We start from the raw sequence: 16,877 nt of genomic DNA, 5'->3' as shown, positions 1-16,877 counted from the left end.
GCGTTGACACCGCTGCCCGCAAAAGCCTAAATCCGCTCCAGACGGTCCMTTGCCCGCAACGGCAGGGGCTAAGAGGGAATGCGGTGCGAGGTGAAAAGCTCAAATCCGCGGCTGTCCCCGCAACTGTAAGCGACGAGCCAAGGCCGAATGCCACTGGGTAACACCGGGAAGGCGGCTAACCAAGGCGACGACTCGCGAGCCAGGAGACCTGCCGTCTGCGACAGAAGTATCCGATCGCCTGGCGGGTTTCCGGGCAAGGAGCCCGGTTTTTGGACCAGAACAGCAGTTTTTCGGCTGGCACAGCGGATATTTCGTCCGCCGATGGCGACGCGTTGGCTGGCGTGACGGTCATCGTCTGTGCCTCCTGCCGCGACGAGACCGGCTCCGACGCCCATCCCCGCGCCGGCGAACTGCTGGCCGACGACACGCGCCGCGCAGCAGCGGATGACAACATCCGTGTCCGCACGGTCGAATGCCTCGGCAACTGCAAGCGCCGGCTCAGCGCCGCCATCCTGCGCGACGGCTGCTGGAGCTATGTCTTCGGCGACCTGACCCCAACCAGCGGCGCCGACCTCGTCACCGGCGCAAAGCTCTTCGCCACCTCGACCGACGGCCTCATCCCCTGGCGCGGCCGGCCCGATTCCCTCAAGCGCGGCCTCGTAGCCCGCATCCCGCCCCTCGACATGCTGAAGGACTGATCATGACCGCATCCGTTTCCCGTGTTCCCTGCACCGTCGTTACCGGCTTCCTCGGCGCCGGCAAGACGACGCTGGTCCGCCATCTCCTGGAAAACGCCGGCGGCAAGCGCATCGCCATCATCGTCAACGAGTTCGGCGACATCGGCATTGACGGTGAAATCCTGAAAGGCTGCGGCATCGACACCTGCCCGGAGGAAAACATCGTCGAACTGGCCAATGGCTGCATCTGCTGCACCGTTGCCGACGATTTCGTGCCGGCGCTCGACAAAATTCTCGCACTGACACCAAGGGTCGACCACATCCTGATCGAGACCTCGGGCCTGGCCCTGCCCAAGCCGCTGGTCCAGGCATTCCAGTGGCCGAGCGTGAAAAGCCGCGTCACGGTTGACGGCGTGATCGCCGTGGTCGACGGCCCGGCGCTGGCTGAGGGACGCGTCGCCAACGACATGGACGCCTTGCAGGCGCAGCGTGTTCAGGACGAGACGCTGGACCACGACGACCCGGTCGAGGAGGTGTTCGAGGACCAGATCGCCTGCGCCGACCTGATCATCCTGTCGAAGAGCGATTTGATGGATTCGGTCGGCACGGCCCGCGCCAACGCCATTATCAACGAACATTCCGCCCGCGCCGTGAAGATTGTGGCGACGGCGCACGGCAAGGTCGATCCCTCTGTCCTGCTTGGCCTCGGCCTCGCCGTCGAGGACGACATCGAGAACCGCAAGTCGCACCATGACGGCGCCTTCGATCACGAGCATGACGATTTCGACACGTTCATCGTCGACATCCCCTCGATCGCCAACCCGGACGAACTGGCCAGGCGCGTCGCCACCGTCGCCGAGGAAGAGAACGTGTTGCGCGTCAAAGGCTTCGTCGATGTCGGCGGCAAGCCGATGCGGCTTTTGCTGCAGGCCGTCGGCCCGCGCGTCAACCACTACTATGACCGCGCCTGGACCGCTGAGGACGACCGCCGCTCGCGCCTCGTCGTCATTGGCCTGAAGGGGCTGAACCGCCCGGCGATCGAGCGTATACTCGCCGGCTGAGTTTCAGACACGGATCGCGATGCACATCCTCACCACGACCTCCGCCTCGCTCGACGACCTCGCCGAGCCGGTTGATCTCAGGCAGACGCCGGCGGATATCGTGGCGCTGTCCTTCACCGACAGCGATCTTGCCGGGCTGGCGGCGGCCTGGAAGGCGGATGCCGCCCGCCTGCCCTCGATGCGGCTGGCCGCACTTCGTGATCTCCGCCATCCCATGTCCGTCGACCTCTGGGTCGACAGCGTCGCCCGCCATGCCAAGGTAATTTTGGTGCGCATCCTCGGCGGCTACGACTGGTGGCGCTACGGCTGCGACCAGCTTGCCGCGACTGCCCGCGCGCGCGGCATCAAACTGGCGCTGCTGCCCGGCGAAAGCCACGACGAGGATCTCAGGCTGATCGAAGCCTCGACCCTGCCGCGCAAAGAGCTGGACGCCCTGCTGGGTTATTTCCGCGAGGGTGGCCCGGAGAATATGAACGCGCTGGTGCAGAAGCTGGCGGGTCTGGCCGGGGCCGATGTGGCCGCGGCTGAGCCGGTCGCGGTACCGAAAGCCGGCTACTACGAACCAGGCCGCGGCGTGGTCCCCCTCCCGCTCGAGGGGGAGGGAAAGGTCGTGCCCATACTTTTCTATCGCTCGATGCTGCTGGCCGCCGATGTCGCGCCTATCGATGCGCTTGTCGAAGCACTCCGCCAGCGTGGCATCGCCCCGATCCCCATCTTCGTCTCCAGCCTCAAAGACGCAACATCGCTGGCCTTCGTCGAAGCCGCGCTGGCCTCGCTGAACCCCACCGCCATCATCACAGCGACCGCTTTCGCCTCCGGCGCCGAACCGGGCGTCGAAACCCTGTTCGATCGCGCCGGCGTGCCCGTCTTCCAGGTCATCGTTGCCACCACCCGCCGCGACGTCTGGGACAACAACCAGCGCGGTTTGGCGCCAGCCGACCTCGCCATGCATGTCGTGCTGCCCGAGCTCGACGGCCGCATCCTCGCCGGCGCGATTTCCTTCAAGGGCGAAAGCGAAACCGACCCCGCGCTCGGCCACCGCGCCTTCGCCAACCGGCCGGAACCGGACCGCGTCGCGCAGGTGGCGGATCGCGTGGCGGCGTTCATCAAGCTGCAGGAGACGCCACGCGCGGCGCGCAAGCTGGCGATCTTGATTCCCGACTATCCGAGCGCGCCTGGCCGTACCGGCTATGCGGTCGGCCTCGACGTCCCGTCCAGCGTGCTGGCCATGCTGCATGACCTCAAGGAGCAGGGCTATGCGGTTGAAGGGATTCCACAAACGCCGCGCGGGTTGCTGGATGCGTTGGAGCGGGGTGGTGAAGGGCTGGGGGTGGAGGAGTATGCCGCCCTCTCTCAAGATTTGCCGGCTGAGGCTGTTGCCGCAGTAGAGGCCGCGTGGGGAGCCCCTTCACCCTCCCCCTTGTGGGGAGGGTCGGTTCGCGACATTCGCGAAGCGGATGGCGCGAAACGGGGTGGGGGTAGCGGTGCACCACCCCCGCCCGGCCCTGCGGGCCACCCTCCCCACAAGGGGGAGGGTAAGGAACACTTCCCCTTCCGCGCCGCCACCTTCGGCAACATCACCGTCGCGCTAGCCCCCGATCGCGGCCGCTCGGCCGACCGTCGCGCCGATTACCACGACCCCACACTCCCTCCCCGCCACGACCTGATCGCCTTCGGCCTGTGGCTGCGCAAATCGCTTGGCATCCATGCGCTGATCCATGTCGGCGCCCACGGCACGCTGGAATGGCTGCCGGGCAAGACGGTTGCGCTGTCGCAAGCCTGCTTTCCCGAGATCGTCACCGGCCCACTGCCCGTCATCTATCCCTTCATCGTTTCCAATCCGGGCGAAGCCGCCCAAGCCAAGCGGCGCATCTCTGCCGTCACCCTTGGCCATCTGCCGCCACCGCTGACCGGCGCTGGACTGGACGAAGACCAGCACAAACTCGAACGGCTTGTCGACGAATACGCCCAGGCCGACGGCCTCGACCGCCGCCGCCGCGACCGACTCGCAAAACTGATCGTCGACACCGCGCAAAAGACCGGCCTCGCCTCCGAAGCCGGCGTCGCAAAAACCGACGCGCCCGATGAGGCGCTGCGCCGCATCGACGCCTGGCTCTGCGACCTCAAGGACTTCGCCATCAAAGATGGCCTGCACATCTATGGCCGCGCGCCCGAGGACGAGCCAGATGCCATTCGCCGGCAAAGCGCCGAGGCCGAGAAGACCGCACTGCTTGCCGCGCTTGATGGCCGCCACGTCAAGGCCGGTCCGGCCGGCGCGCCCGCGCGTGGCCGCTCCGACGTGCTGCCCACTGGCCGCAACCTCTTCACCTCCGACCCGCGCACCATGCCAACGCCGACCGCCTATGATCTCGGCAAGGCGGCAGCGGAGGAAGTGGTGCGCGGCTACATGCAATCGCATGGCGACTGGCCGCGCTCGCTGGTCATCGATCTCTGGGGCTCGGCCTCCCTGCGCACCGGTGGCGAGGAGATCGCGCAAGGCCTGGCCCTGATGGGCTGCCGGCCGCAATGGGATTCTGCCACCGGCCGCATCACCGGCATCGAGGTGCTGCCGCCGGCAACCCTCGGCCGCCCGCGCGTCGATGTCACCTGGCGCATATCAGGCCTGTTCCGCGACATGTTCCCGACCCAGATCGCGCTGTTCGACGCCGCCGCCAGTGCCGTTGCTGCCCGCGACGAAGACGATTCGGAAAACCCGCTCGCGGCCCGGACCCGTGCCGACGGCAAGATCAGCCCGCGCATCTTTGGCACTTCGCCCGGCACCTATGGCGCCGGCATAGAGGACCTATTGTCGAGCGGCGACTGGGGCGCGCGCGAAGAGATCGGCCGCGCCTATCTCGACGCGACATCGCATGCCTATGGCGGCGCCGAGGGCGAAGGCACCGCCTACCCCGGCGCGTTCGAGACCCGCATCTCCGAGGCCGACCTGCTCGTCCATACCGGCGACGACCCCGGCCGCGACATTCTCGAGGGCTCGGCCGATGTCGCCTTCATCGGCGGCTTTTCGGCGGCCCTTGCTGCGCTGGGGCGCAACGCCGACGTCATCGTGCTCGACACCACCGATCCGCAAAGGCCGAAGCCGCGCTCGGTCGGCGAGGCCGTCTCGCGAGTGGTGCGGGCGCGCGCCGTCAATACCCGTTTCATCGCCGGCCAGATGCGCCACGGCCCGCGCGGCGCGTCCGAATTCGCCGAGACCGTCGACCGCCTCATCGGCTTTGCCGAAACCACGCACGCCATTTCGGGCGCGCTGATCGAAGCCGTGCATGACGCCTATGTCGGCGATCCCAACGTGCGCGCCTTCATCCTGCGCGAAAACCCGGCCGCAGCCAAAGTCATCGCCGAACGCTTCCTGTCGGCGCGTAGGCGCGGGCTGTGGCATCCCTTGCGCAATTCGATCGACGATGATCTCGCAGCACTCATCGCCGAGGCCGAGGCGCTCGGGGTCGCGGCATGAACGCCTTTTCAAGGCGCGGCGCCTGCCCGGCTCTGTCGGCGCCGATGCAAACCGGTGACGGCCTGCTGGTGCGGCTCAACCCGGTTGCTGGAGGATTATCGCCCAAGCTTCTGATTGGACTCTGTGAATCCGCCTTGCGCCACGGCAACGGCATCATGGAGGTGACGGCGCGTGGCAGCCTGCAGATACGCGGGCTCACGGCGGCAAGCGCGGTGCTTCTCGCGGCAGAGGTGGATGCGCTGGGCATTGCCGTGCGTACCGGCGTGCCGGTCGAGACCGGGCCGCTGGCGGGCATCGATCCGCGGGAGATCGCCGATCCCCGGCCGCTGGCTGAGCGGGTCAGGGTTGCGGTTGAGGAGGCCGGGCTGACGGCGAGGCTGGGGCCGAAGGTTTCGGTGGTTGTCGATGGCGGCGGGCAGCTGACGATGGATGCGGTGACGGCTGATGTCAGGCTGAAGGCGGTGGGGGGCGGCGCTAGCGTCGTTTGGAATGTGTCAGTTGGCGGCGCTGGCCAAAGCGCGACGCCGCTCGCGACGGTCGACGCCGATGCCGCGAGGGATATCGTGGTGGCTGCCCTCAGGATGGTCGCGGAGAAAGGCCGGGAGGCCCATGCGAGGGATTTGTCGGAGAGGCAATTGGCCTCTCTCGCAGGCTGGCACTCTGTCGCGCCCCCCTCTGTCCTGCCGGACATCTCCCCCACGAGGGGGGAGATCAGCAGCTTTGCTGCCGGCTCTTCACTTTCGACGTTGAAGATTGGCGAAACCGCCGACGACAGCATGATCTCCCCCCTTGTGGGGGGTGAGGAGTGGTCCGCGAAGCGGACGGAAAGCCAATTGCTTGGCTTTCCGAGCGACGAACGCCCGGAGCGACAGCGAAGGGCTGGGTCCGGCAGGACAGAGGGGGGCGCCGTAGAGCCCTCTCGCCCGCCGATTGGCCTCTTCGACGTGAACACCAGCCACGCCCTCGGCATAGCCCTCCCCTATGGCAGCATGCCGGCCGACAAGCTCATCGCCCTCATCCAAACCGCCCTCTCCCTCAGCGCCACCGAAATCCGCCTCGCCCCAGGTCGCGCTCTCCTCTTTCTCGGCCAACCCGAATCCGCCAACCACTCCCTCCAGCACACCGCCGCCACCCTCGGCTTCGTCACCTCCGCCGCCGACCCGCGCACCCGCATCGCCGCCTGCCCCGGCACGCCTGCCTGCGCCTCCGGCCACATCGCCACCCGCGACATCGCCGAGCTAATCGCCGCCGAAAACGCCGATATCCTCGACTTCACCTTGCACATCTCCGGTTGCGCCAAAGGCTGCGCACATCCCGGTCCGGCGGCGCTAACAATCGTCGGCGGCGAAAACGGAGCCGGACTTGTCGTGAACGCGACGGCAAAGGGCCTTCCTGCGGGCTACAGGCCGGGCTATGACGCCGCGCGCGGCATTGGTCGCGTCGCAGCAGCGATCCGCAGCGCACGATTTCAAGGCGAAACCGCCGCCGCTTGCCTGGCAAGGCTCGGGCCGGCGGCAATCGCCAAGACCTACCGACAGGAATAAGCATGGCCGCCTACGACTACATCCATGACGGCAACGCGATCTACGAGCGCTCCTTCGCCATCATCCGCGCCGAGGCCGACCTGTCGCGCTTTTCGGAACCCGAAGCCGATGTCGCCATCCGCATGATCCACGCCTGTGGCCAGGTCGAGGCATCAAGCCATTTTGTGTTCTCGCCCGATTTCGTCGCTGCCGCGCGCAAGGCACTCGCGGCCGGCGCACCGATCTTCTGCGACGCCGAAATGGTCTCGCATGGCGTCACCCGCGCCCGCCTGCCGGCCGGCAATGAGGTGATCTGCACTTTGCGCGACCCGCGCACGCACGACATAGCCAAAGCGATCGGCAACACCCGCTCGGCAGCCGCCATCGACCTGTGGGGCGAGCGCATGGCTGGTTCGGTGGTCGCCATCGGCAATGCGCCGACGGCCCTGTTTTATCTGCTCGAAAAACTGCGCGACGGCGCGCCGAAGCCGGCAGCGATCATCGGCATGCCGGTCGGCTTCGTCGGTGCGGCCGAATCCAAGGATGCGCTGGCCGAGAATTCCTATGGTGTGCCCTACGCCATCGTGCGCGGCAGGCTGGGCGGCAGCGCCATGACCGCCGCCGCGCTCAATTCGCTGGCGAGGCCGGGCCTGTGAACGCGCTTACCAAAGGTCGCCTTGTCGGCGTCGGCACCGGTCCCGGCGATCCTGAACTGCTGACGTTGAAAGCCGCGCGCATCCTGGCCGAGGCCGATGTCGTCGCCTATTTCGCCAAGCGCGGCAACAACAGCAATGCCCGCGCCATCGTCGAGGCGCGCTTCCGGCAGGACATGCTGGAACTGCCTCTGCTCTATCCCGTCACCACTGAAATCGACAAGGATCACGAGGACTACCGCTCGCAGATCGCCGATTTCTACGAGCAATCGGCAGAGCAAGTCGCCGAACACCTCGAAGCCGGCCGCATGGTGGCCGTGCTGTCGGAAGGCGACCCGCTATTCTACGGCTCCTACATGCATCTGCATGTGCGGCTCGCGCATCGCTTCCCGACCGAAGTCATCCCAGGCGTCACCGCCATGTCGGGTTGCTGGTCTCAGACCGGCGTGCCGATCGTCCAGGGCGACGATGTGCTGACCGTTCTGCCCGGCACCATGAGCGAGTTCGACTTGACCCGCCGGCTGGCCGACACCGATGCCGCCGTCATCATGAAGGTCGGCCGCAACCTGCCCAAGATCAGGCGGGCGCTGGAGGCCACCGGCAAACTCGCCCGCGCCGTCTATGTCGAGCGCGGCACCATGGCCGGCAGTGTCTCGATGCGGCTCGCCGACAAGCCGGATGACAAGGCGCCCTATTTCGCCATCGTGCTGGTCGCCGGCTGGTCCGGTCGGCCTGGCGCTTCGGGAGCCAAGCCATGAGCGGCCGCCTTACCGTCATCGGCCTCGGACCCGGTAATGCCGACCAGGTGACGCCGCAAGCCAGCCATGCCGTCGCCGAAGCAAAGTTCTTCTATGGCTACAAACCCTATCTCGACCGGCTCGACTTGCGCCCGGACCAGACCCGTGTCGCCTCCGACAATCGCGAGGAACTCGCCCGCTCCAAGGACGCGCTCATAAAAGCAGCCGAGGGTCATGACGTCGCCGTCGTTTCAGGCGGCGATCCCGGCGTGTTTGCCATGGCGGCCGCGGTCTGCGAGGCGATCGAGGCCGGCCCGGCCGAATGGCGCACCGTCGATCTCGCTGTCGTCCCCGGCGTCACTGCCATGTTGGCGGTTGCCGCCCGCATCGGCGCGCCGCTCGGCCATGATTTCTGCGCCATCTCGCTGTCCGACAATCTAAAACCCTGGGACCTGATCGAACTGCGCCTTTTGGCAGCGGCCGGCGCCGGCTTCGTCATTGCGCTCTACAACCCGATCAGCAAGGCGCGCCCCTGGCAGCTTGGCCGCGCCTTCGAATGCCTGCGCGCCATTCTGCCGGGCACCACGCCGGTGATTTTCGGCCGTGCCGCCGGCCGCCCGGACGAGCGCATCGAGGTGTTTTTGCTGGCCGAGGTCGAGGCCGAAAAGGCCGATATGGCGACCTGCATCATCATCGGCTCGCCGGAAACCCGCATCATCAAGCGCGGCGACAAGCCGGCGCTGGTCTATACGCCGCGTTCGGCGACAGGGTCGAGCAAATGACCAACCAGCGCGGCGAGCTCATCGACGGTTTCGGCCGAAGGCACGTCCGGCAGGACGGGCCTGCGCACCATCACCACCTCGATGCCGAGCGCCCTTGCTGCAGCGATCTTGCCATAGGTCGCCTCGCCGCCGCTGTTTTTGGACACAACGACATTGATGCGGTGGTCCACAAGCAGCGCGCGTTCATCCGCCTCGCGAAAGGGTCCACGCGCCAGAAGGTAAGTCGCATCCGGCACCGCCAGTTTCGGCTCGACCGGATCGACGCTGCGGATGAGATAATGGTGCTGGGGTGCTGCCTCGAAAGCCGCGACCTCCTGACGGCCGAGCGCCAGGAAAGCGCGGCGCGGCGCCTCTCCAAGCGCCTGCACGGCATTGCCAACCGTATCCACCAGCGTCCAGCGGTCGCCTTCGACAGGCACCCAGCCGGGACGGCGCAGCGCCAGGATCGGCACGCCGGTCAGGTGCGCGGCTTGCGCGGCATTGGCGGAGATTCGCGCGGCATAAGGATGCGTGGCGTCGATCAGCAGATCGGTGCCCGTCTCCCGGAGATAAGCGGCCAGCCCCTCGGCGCCGCCGAAGCCGCCGCTGCGCACCGGCACGCCTTGCGCGACCGGGCTTTCGGTGCGGCCGGCGAGCGACAAATTGAGCGACAGATCGGCACGCGCGGCCAGCTTTCCCGAGAGGTGCCGGGCTTCGCTGGTGCCGCCGAGGATCAGAACGCGGTGGGTCATCATGCCTGCTGAAGGTAAGCGCGGCGCCAGATGGCTTTCCATCGTCGGCATCGGCGAGGACGGTTTAGCGGGTCTCGGCGACGAGGCCAAGCGGCTGATCGCCGAGGCGGAATTCGTCTTCGGCGGCAAGCGGCATCTGGCGCTGGTGGCTTCTCTCTCCAAGGGCGAGCAACGTCCCTGGCCGGTTCCCTTCGATGCCGGCATGGCCGATGTGCTGACACTGGCCGGCCGGCGCGTCTGCGTGCTTGCCTCCGGCGATCCGTTCTTCCACGGCGTCGGCGCTACCCTCGCCCGCAAGGTCAAGCCTGAGGAGATGCAGGTCATCCCCGCGCCGTCGGCGATTTCGCTGGCGGCCGCGCGCCTGGGATGGGCACTGCAGGACATCGAGACCATCTCGCTGCATGGAAGGCCGCTCGACCTGATCCGGCCGCTGCTGCAGCCCAAGGCACGCATCCTGGCGCTGACATCGGACGGCGGCGCCCCCGCTGCAATCGCGCGCCTGCTTACCGAGCTCGATTTCGGCGCCTCGCGCTTGACGGTCCTGGAAGCACTGGGCGGACCGAACGAGAGACAGCGCACGGCCCGCGCCGACGCCTTCGATCTCGGAGATATCAATCCGCTCAACGTGCTGGCGCTCGAACTTGAATCGACACCGGAGGCCCGCATCCTGCCGCTGACCGTCGGCCGCGCCGATCATCTGTTCGAGCATGACGGCCAGATCACCAAGCATGATATCCGCGCCATCACGCTTGCCGCACTGGCGCCGAGGCGTGGCGAATTGCTGTGGGATATCGGCGCCGGTTCCGGCTCGATCGGCATCGAATGGATGCTCGCCCACCCGTCGATGCGCACTATTGCCATCGAGGCCAACAGCGAGCGCGCGGCCCGCATCGCCCGCAATGCGGCGCATTGCGGCGTACCTGGCCTTGCCGTGGTGGAAGGCAAAGCGCCCAAGGCGCTCAACGGGCTGGCCACGCCGGACGCGATCTTCATCGGCGGGGGCGGCAGCGATGCAGGCGTGCTGAACGCCGCCATCAAGGCGCTGCGTTCCGGCGGCCGTCTGGTCGCCAATGCCGTCACGCTGGAGATGGAAACCCTGCTGCTGGCAGAGCATACCAAACGCGGCGGCGATCTCACCCGCATCGCCATCTCTAGGGTTTCCCCGGTTGGATCGATGCAGGCCTGGCGGCCGGCCATGCCGGTCACCCAATGGAGCTGGACAAAACCATGATGGTCGCGGGCATCGGCAGCCGAAAGGGCGTCAGCGTCGAAGATGTGCTGGCGGCGATCGAAACCGCGCTCGAAGCGCACGGGCTGGCGATGACGGCGCTGTCGGCACTGGCCACTGCCGCGCTCAAGAAGGATGAAGAGGCGATCGCTGCCGCTGGCCGCACGCTCAACCTTCCCGTTATCATCGTCGATGAGGCAGACCTTCAGGCCGCGTCACCAGACACACTCAGCCACTCCGGCCTTTCGCAAGACCTCGCCGGCACGCCATCGGTCTCCGAAGCCTCCGCCATTGCCGTCGCCGGCGCCGGTGCAAAGCTACTTGGCCCCCGCACCGTGCTCGGCCCGGTCACCTGCGCCATCGCCATCAGCGGAGACGCGCCATGACCGTGCATTTCATTGGCGCCGGCCCGGGCGCCGCCGATCTCATCACGCTGCGCGGCGCGAAGCTGCTCGCAAGCTGCCCGGTCTGCCTGCATGCCGGCTCCATCGTCGCGCCCGAATTGTTGCAGCACTGCGCGCCGGGGACGAAGCTGATCGACACGGCACCGATGTCGCTCGATGAGATCGAGGCCGAATATGTGGCGGCGCATAAGGCCGGCCACGATGTCGCGCGCCTGCATTCGGGCGACCTGTCGGTGTGGAGCGCGGTGGCCGAGCAGATCCGCCGCCTGGAAAAGCACGGCATTCCTTACACGCTGACGCCGGGCGTCCCTTCCTTCGCCGCAGCCGCTGCCGCGCTGCGCCGCGAACTGACTATTCCGGAGGTCGCGCAAAGCCTGGTGCTGACCCGCGTCTCCGGCCGCGCCTCCAAAATGCCGCCGGGCGAAACGCTGGCAGGCTTCGGCCGCACCGGCGCCACGCTGGCCATTCACCTCGCCATCCACGCCATCGACCGCGTCGTCGCCGAATTGACGCCGCACTATGGTGGCGATTGCCCGGTGGCGATCGTCTTTCGCGCCTCGTGGCCGGACGAGCGCGTGCTGACCGGCACGCTGGCCACCATCGAGGCGCTGCTTGCCGCCGATCCGATGGAGCGCACGGCGATCATCTTCGTTGGCTCGTCGCTGGCGGCGGAAGGCTTTGGCGAGAGTTCATTGTACGACGCCCACTACCAGCGGCGTTTTCGCGGACGGGACGGATTGTGAGCGGCAAGACTAAAAACACCACGCTCGAACAGGCGCTTGCGCGACTGAACTTCAAGCCGCGTTCGCTGGAGCCCGGCCATGTCTGGCTGGCCGGCGCCGGTCCCGGCGACCCCGGCTGCCTGACGCTGGAGGTGCTGGCGGCTTTGGCCGAGGCCGATGCGCTGGTCTACGACGCGCTGGTCTCGCCCGACGTGGTCGCTGTCGCGGACAAGGCCGAGCTGTTCTTTGCGGGAAAACGCGGCGGCAAGCCGTCAATGAAGCAGGACGACATCACAGCTTTGCTGGTGCGGCTGGCGCGCGACGGCCGCCGTGTCGTCAGGCTGAAAGGCGGCGATCCCTATATTTTCGGGCGTGGCGGCGAGGAAGCGCTAGCGCTGGCACGGGAAGGCATACCGTTCCGCGTTCTGCCTGGCCTGACATCGGGGCTGAGCGCGCTGGCCGCCACCAGCATTCCCGCCACCATGCGCGGCATCAACAAGGCGGTGATCCTGGCGACCGGCCACGCTGCCGGCACCGACGACGATCTCGACTGGGCGGCAATCGCCCGCACCGGCCAGCCAGTGGTGATCTATATGGGCATGGCCAATCTGCCCATCATCGCCGCGTCGCTGCTCGAAGGCGGGCTGGCGCCGTCGACGCCGGCTGCCGTTATCGTTTCGGCGACAACGCCGCAGGAGCGCACCGTCGTCGCCACGCTCGCCACCATTGCCGAGGCGGCAGCAGCTGCCGGGCTCGCCTCGCCGGCGCTCATCGTCGTCGGCGGCATTGTCGCCATGCGCGCGGCATTGGCGGGCGAGCAATGACCCGCGCCATCATCATCGGCGCGCCGCGCTCCGGCTCCGGCAAGACCAGCGTCACCATCGGCATCTTGCGCGCGCTCGCCCGGCGCGGCATCAAGGTGCGCGGCGCCAAATCCGGCCCCGACTATATCGATCCCGGTTTTCACACCGCGGCGACTGGCCTCTCCGGCGTCAATCTCGACAGCTGGGCGATGTCGCCCGACTTGCTCAATGCGCTGGCCGGCAACGCGACTGAGGATGCCGATTTCATCTTCCTCGAAAGCGCCATGGGCCTGTTCGACGGCATCCCCGCCGGGCAAGGCCGCACCGGCTCGGCCGCCGACCTGGCGCGGCTCTACCATCTGCCGGTGCTTCTGGTGCTCGACGTCTCGGGACAGTCGACGACGGCCGCTGCCGTCGCCAAAGGCTTTGCCACCTACGACCCGGACGTGCGCATGGCGGGCGTCGTGCTCAATCGTCTCGGCAGCGAGCGCCATCGCAAACTGTGCAGCGAGGCCATCGAAGCGCTCGGGCTGCCGGTCGTCGGCGCCATCCTGCGCGATCCCTCGCTCAACCTGCCAGAGCGCCATCTCGGCCTCGTCCAGGCCGGCGAATATGCCGACCTGATGGCGCATCTGGACCGCTTGGCAGATATGGTCGAGAAATCGCTCGACCTCGATGCCATCATGGCGCTGGCTGCACCGTTTTCGCCGGCATCAGGCAGTTTTGAAAATGCCTTGCCGCCACCCGGTCAGCGCATCGCACTTGCCGAAGACGCGGCCTTCACCTTCCTCTATCCGCATGTCGCCGCCTACTGGCGCAAGGCGGGCGCGGAGATCGTACCGTTCTCGCCACTTGCCGACGAAGCGCCGTCTGAGGATTGCGATGTCTGCTGGCTGCCCGGCGGCTATCCCGAGCTGCACGCCGGTCGCCTGGCGGCGGCGACCAATTTCCGCGCAGGGATGGCGCGTTTCGCCGAGACAAAGCCGGTCCATGGCGAGTGCGGCGGCTTCATGGTGCTGGGCGAAGCGCTGGAGGATGCCTCAGGCGAGGCGCATGCCATGCTCGGTCTGCTCGGCCATTCCACCAGCTTCGCCAAGCGCAAGATGAACCTCGGCTACCGCGAGGCAACGTTGCGCGCCGCCTGTCCGCTGGGCGCGCAAGGCGCGCTGGTCCGCGGCCACGAATTCCACTATGCGCAGATGATTGCGACCGGAAATGACGAGCCCCTGGCCGATCTCGCCGACGGCCAGGGCAATCCGCTCGGCGCCTCCGGCTACCGGCGCGGCCATGTCAGCGGCACCTTCTTCCATGCCATTGCGAGGGGCGCATGACCTTTGTGCCTTCGCCCCGGCAGGCGCTCGACGACATCGCGCTCAGCCTCGTCTTCTTCACCCGGCTGCCGCTGCCGGTCTTCGACTTTCGCGGCCGCAGCCTCGCCGACGCGATCTGGGCCGCACCGATAGCCGGCCTCGCCGTGGCGGTGGTCGGAGCCGTTGTCTACGCCGCAGGCGTAAAGCTCGGCCTTGCCGCCGGTCCGGCGGCGGCGCTTGCCCTTGCAGCAACCCTGCTTGTGACCGGCTGCCTGCATGAGGACGGGCTGTCGGATGTCGCCGACGGTTTTGGCGGCGGCAAGACGCGCGACAAAAAGCTGGAGATCATGCGCGACAGCCGGATCGGCGCCTACGGCGCCGCAACCCTTGCCATGTCGCTGCTCATCCGCTGGAGCGCGCTGTCGCAACTGGCCAATCCGACAAGCGCTCTTTTCGCCCTGATAGCCGCCCATGCCGCATCGCGCGGCTTGCTCGGCGCCTTCATGCATCTGGCGCCACCCGCGCGCAGCGACGGGCTGTCGGCCGGCGCAGGCACCGTCTCAGTTGAAACCGCTGTTCTCGGCGCCGTGCTCGGCGCGGTCGCGCTGCTGGCGCTTGGGCTTGGCGGCGCCTTTGCCGCGCTCATCCTGCTTGCCCTCGTCTTCAGCGCCTTGCGCGCGCTCTGCCTCAACCAGATCGGCGGCCAGACCGGCGACACGATCGGCGCCCTGCAGCAGCTTGGCGAGATCACTGTCCTGCTCGTCGCATCCGTATCCCTCACCTGAATCCCTTCCGGAGGTTTTTTCCCCATGCCCTTCAAATCGTTCGATGAACTGCGCGCCGCTTGCCTCGATCTGCCCACCGGCAGCGATACCGCAGCAAATGCCGTCGCCCGCCGCCAGGACACGCTGACCAAGCCGCAAGGCAGCCTTGGCCGGCTGGAGACCATCGCCGCCTGGCTGGCGCGCTGGCAGGGCCGCGACATGCCGAAGCTCGACCGCGTCAAAGTCTTCGTCTTCGCCGGCAATCATGGCGTCACCGCCCAAGGCGTGTCGGCCTTCCCCTCGGAAGTCACCGTGCAGATGGTCGCGAATTTCGCCGGTGGCGGCGCCGCCATCAACCAGCTCGCTCGCATCGCCGGCGCCGAACTCGATGTCATCCCGCTCGATCTCGACCACCCGACAGGCGACTTCACACAAACCCCGGCGATGGACGAAAAGGATTTTCTTGCCGCCGTCTCCGCCGGCTATGACGCGGTGACGAAAGACCTCGACCTCGTCTGCTTCGGCGAAATGGGAATCGGCAACACCACGCCGGCGGCCGCCATTTCCGCCGGCCTGTTCGGCGGCGGCGCGGAAAAATGGACCGGGCGCGGCACCGGCGTCGACGATGCCGGGCTGAAGCGGAAGGTGACGGCCATCGAAGCCGGCCTCAAGCGCCATGCCGACGCGTTGTCCGATCCGCTCAAGATCGCCGCCGCCCTGGGCGGACGCGAACTCGCCGCCATCCTCGGCGCCACGCTTGCCGCGCGCCGCAACAACGTCCCGGTGCTGCTCGACGGTTTTGTCTGCACGGCGGCCGCAGCACCTCTGGCGCGGCTGCATCCGAGCGGCCTCGCCCACACCATCGCCGCCCATGTCTCGGCCGAATCCGGCCACCGCCGCCTGCTCGAAGCGCTCGGCCTGCCGCCGCTGCTCGACCTCGGCATGCGGCTCGGCGAAGGCTCCGGCGCCTGCCTCGCCGTCAACATCGTCCGCTCGGCGCTGGAATGTCACGCCAGAATGGCTAGCTTTGCCGAGGCTGGTGTTTCGGAGAAGTAGACTTCGCCCTTGCGGAACCAGATCCAGGCCGCCTGCTTTGTTTGCATGGCCTGGAATGGCGCCAATTGGCTAGCCTGAAGCCAGAATGGCGTCGCAGGCCCGCGCCGCGATCAGCGCCAGCTACGCGTCAAACGCGTCTCGCGTTCAGGGTCTTTTCCACCAATTTTCTTGAAAATTTGGTGGGTGCGCACAGGATTGAACTGTGGACCCGCTGATTAAGAGTCAGCTGCTCTACCAACTGAGCTACGCACCCACTCGACCGGTAAAACCGGTGTTGGCGGGCATATAGCCGCCGATACCGGTCCTGTCCAGCCCTGCCGGAATCATTTCCCGACAAATCGCTCCGCGCTTCGCTTTCGGCCGCTGCGCACGGCGAAACCTTTCGTTCTCCTGACGGGGCAGCACCCCCCTCTGCCCTGCCGGGCATCTCCCCCTCAAGGGGGGAGATTGGAGCTTCGTCGTCCCGCCTTCCTTCTGCGTTTGAGGTTGGCGAAACCCGAGTCACAGCCAATCTCCCCCCTTGAGGGGGAGATGTCCGGCAGGACAACAGGGGGGCGGTGAAGGATCGCCAACAGCGAATGGCCATCCTCGATGCGGTTTCAGTCGGCCACGTCGGTCAGAATGCCGAAGATGGCATTCGCGCTTATCCAGCCGTTGATGCCGCCGCGATTGTTGCCGATCTGGAACTGACCGTTTCTCATGGCCTTCACCAGATGCAGATATTGAGCGCCGCCGACGCGGCACAGAACGATGTCACCAACGCCAAGCAGGCTCGCATCTTCTATCGGCTTGACCGTGCAGAGTTGCCCGCTCTCGATCTTGCCTTTCATCGAACCGCCGCGCGGACGAAACTGGACCGTCTCTCCCGCCTGCAGACGCCCAATATAGCCTGTCGCCCAACCCATCTGTGTCCCCTCTCGCCCGAACGCGCCGGCTCCCGCAGACCAGTGCGCG

The 16,877-nt window shown here is 67.1% G+C and carries 16 protein-coding genes, 1 tRNA gene and 1 riboswitch; of the genes, 14 read left to right on the top strand and 3 right to left on the bottom strand.

Annotation, left to right across the window (positions count from 1 at the left end; translation table 11 throughout):
- Positions 1-25: 25 nt before the first annotated feature.
- Positions 26-230: riboswitch (cobalamin riboswitch) on the top strand.
- A gap of 39 nt (positions 231-269) precedes the next feature.
- Genes AC1DYJ_RS10725 through AC1DYJ_RS10695 form a run of 7 tightly spaced genes read left to right on the top strand, consistent with a single transcriptional unit; the run spans position 270 to position 8,905 of the window.
- The gene (locus AC1DYJ_RS10725; protein WP_477280604.1) at positions 270-698 is read left to right on the top strand and encodes a DUF1636 family protein; all 429 of its coding nucleotides are present in this window, start codon (positions 270-272) and stop codon (positions 696-698) included.
- Between the two features lie 2 nt (positions 699-700).
- Complete coding sequence (gene cobW / locus AC1DYJ_RS10720; RefSeq protein WP_477280602.1) at positions 701-1,738, top strand: cobalamin biosynthesis protein CobW; 1,038 nt, start codon at positions 701-703, stop codon at positions 1,736-1,738.
- 19 nt (positions 1,739-1,757) lie between these two features.
- Complete coding sequence (gene cobN, locus AC1DYJ_RS10715; protein ID WP_477280600.1) at positions 1,758-5,210, top strand: cobaltochelatase subunit CobN; 3,453 nt, start codon at positions 1,758-1,760, stop codon at positions 5,208-5,210.
- Positions 5,207-6,754 carry a precorrin-3B synthase gene (cobG, locus tag AC1DYJ_RS10710; RefSeq protein ID WP_477280598.1) on the top strand — a complete coding sequence of 516 codons (1,548 nt, stop codon included), beginning with the start codon at positions 5,207-5,209 and terminating at the stop codon, positions 6,752-6,754. Before cobN ends, cobG begins: the two co-directional genes overlap by 4 nt.
- Before the next feature lie 2 nt (positions 6,755-6,756).
- Positions 6,757-7,389 carry a precorrin-8X methylmutase gene (locus AC1DYJ_RS10705; protein WP_477280597.1) on the top strand — a complete coding sequence of 211 codons (633 nt, stop codon included), beginning with the start codon at positions 6,757-6,759 and terminating at the stop codon, positions 7,387-7,389.
- Positions 7,386-8,144: a precorrin-2 C(20)-methyltransferase gene (locus AC1DYJ_RS10700; RefSeq protein WP_477280596.1), complete on the top strand. Its 759-nt coding sequence runs from the start codon at positions 7,386-7,388 to the stop codon at positions 8,142-8,144. The genes AC1DYJ_RS10705 and AC1DYJ_RS10700 overlap by 4 nt, the downstream gene beginning before the upstream one ends.
- Complete coding sequence (locus AC1DYJ_RS10695; protein ID WP_477280595.1) at positions 8,141-8,905, top strand: precorrin-3B C(17)-methyltransferase; 765 nt, start codon at positions 8,141-8,143, stop codon at positions 8,903-8,905. The genes AC1DYJ_RS10700 and AC1DYJ_RS10695 overlap by 4 nt, the downstream gene beginning before the upstream one ends.
- Here AC1DYJ_RS10695 and AC1DYJ_RS10690 read toward each other — a convergent pair.
- Positions 8,869-9,636, bottom strand: a complete 768-nt coding sequence (locus AC1DYJ_RS10690; protein WP_477280594.1) for a cobalt-precorrin-6A reductase — start codon at positions 9,634-9,636, stop codon at positions 8,869-8,871. The genes AC1DYJ_RS10695 and AC1DYJ_RS10690 overlap by 37 nt on opposite strands.
- A 1-nt stretch (position 9,637) precedes the next feature.
- On the opposite strand from AC1DYJ_RS10690, the gene cbiE reads away from it, so the two are divergent.
- From cbiE to cobT, 7 genes are read left to right on the top strand one after another with little or no spacing between them, the layout of a single operon-like run.
- On the top strand, positions 9,638-10,867 hold the full coding sequence (gene cbiE / locus AC1DYJ_RS10685; protein ID WP_477280593.1) for a precorrin-6y C5,15-methyltransferase (decarboxylating) subunit CbiE: 1,230 nt from the start codon (positions 9,638-9,640) through the stop codon (positions 10,865-10,867).
- Positions 10,864-11,250 carry a cobalamin biosynthesis protein gene (locus AC1DYJ_RS10680; RefSeq protein ID WP_477280592.1) on the top strand — a complete coding sequence of 129 codons (387 nt, stop codon included), beginning with the start codon at positions 10,864-10,866 and terminating at the stop codon, positions 11,248-11,250. The genes cbiE and AC1DYJ_RS10680 overlap by 4 nt, the downstream gene beginning before the upstream one ends.
- Entirely contained in the window at positions 11,247-12,011 is a 765-nt protein-coding gene (cobM, locus tag AC1DYJ_RS10675) for a precorrin-4 C(11)-methyltransferase (RefSeq protein WP_181055868.1), read from the top strand. Before AC1DYJ_RS10680 ends, cobM begins: the two co-directional genes overlap by 4 nt.
- The gene (cobA, locus tag AC1DYJ_RS10670; protein WP_477280591.1) at positions 12,008-12,814 is read left to right on the top strand and encodes a uroporphyrinogen-III C-methyltransferase; all 807 of its coding nucleotides are present in this window, start codon (positions 12,008-12,010) and stop codon (positions 12,812-12,814) included. The genes cobM and cobA overlap by 4 nt, the downstream gene beginning before the upstream one ends.
- The gene (locus AC1DYJ_RS10665) at positions 12,811-14,124 is read left to right on the top strand and encodes a cobyrinate a,c-diamide synthase (protein WP_477280590.1); all 1,314 of its coding nucleotides are present in this window, start codon (positions 12,811-12,813) and stop codon (positions 14,122-14,124) included. Before cobA ends, AC1DYJ_RS10665 begins: the two co-directional genes overlap by 4 nt.
- The gene (cobS, locus tag AC1DYJ_RS10660; protein WP_477280589.1) at positions 14,121-14,888 is read left to right on the top strand and encodes an adenosylcobinamide-GDP ribazoletransferase; all 768 of its coding nucleotides are present in this window, start codon (positions 14,121-14,123) and stop codon (positions 14,886-14,888) included. The genes AC1DYJ_RS10665 and cobS overlap by 4 nt, the downstream gene beginning before the upstream one ends.
- Before the next feature lie 24 nt (positions 14,889-14,912).
- On the top strand, positions 14,913-15,923 hold the full coding sequence (gene cobT / locus AC1DYJ_RS10655; RefSeq protein ID WP_477280588.1) for a nicotinate-nucleotide--dimethylbenzimidazole phosphoribosyltransferase: 1,011 nt from the start codon (positions 14,913-14,915) through the stop codon (positions 15,921-15,923).
- Between the two features lie 177 nt (positions 15,924-16,100).
- Here the strand turns inward: cobT and AC1DYJ_RS10650 are convergent.
- Together AC1DYJ_RS10650 and AC1DYJ_RS10645 are read right to left on the bottom strand one after the other, a co-directional pair.
- Positions 16,101-16,176 (bottom strand) — tRNA-Lys (locus AC1DYJ_RS10650).
- Between the two features lie 346 nt (positions 16,177-16,522).
- Positions 16,523-16,753 carry a hypothetical protein gene (locus tag AC1DYJ_RS10645; protein WP_477280587.1) on the bottom strand — a complete coding sequence of 77 codons (231 nt, stop codon included), beginning with the start codon at positions 16,751-16,753 and terminating at the stop codon, positions 16,523-16,525.
- Between the last annotated feature and the right edge of the window lie 124 nt (positions 16,754-16,877).

It is taken from the genome of Mesorhizobium sp. P2_B11, assembly GCF_056404855.1.
Note: the sequence above shows the minus strand (reverse complement) of the source record. Positions and strands in the feature narration are given on the sequence as shown.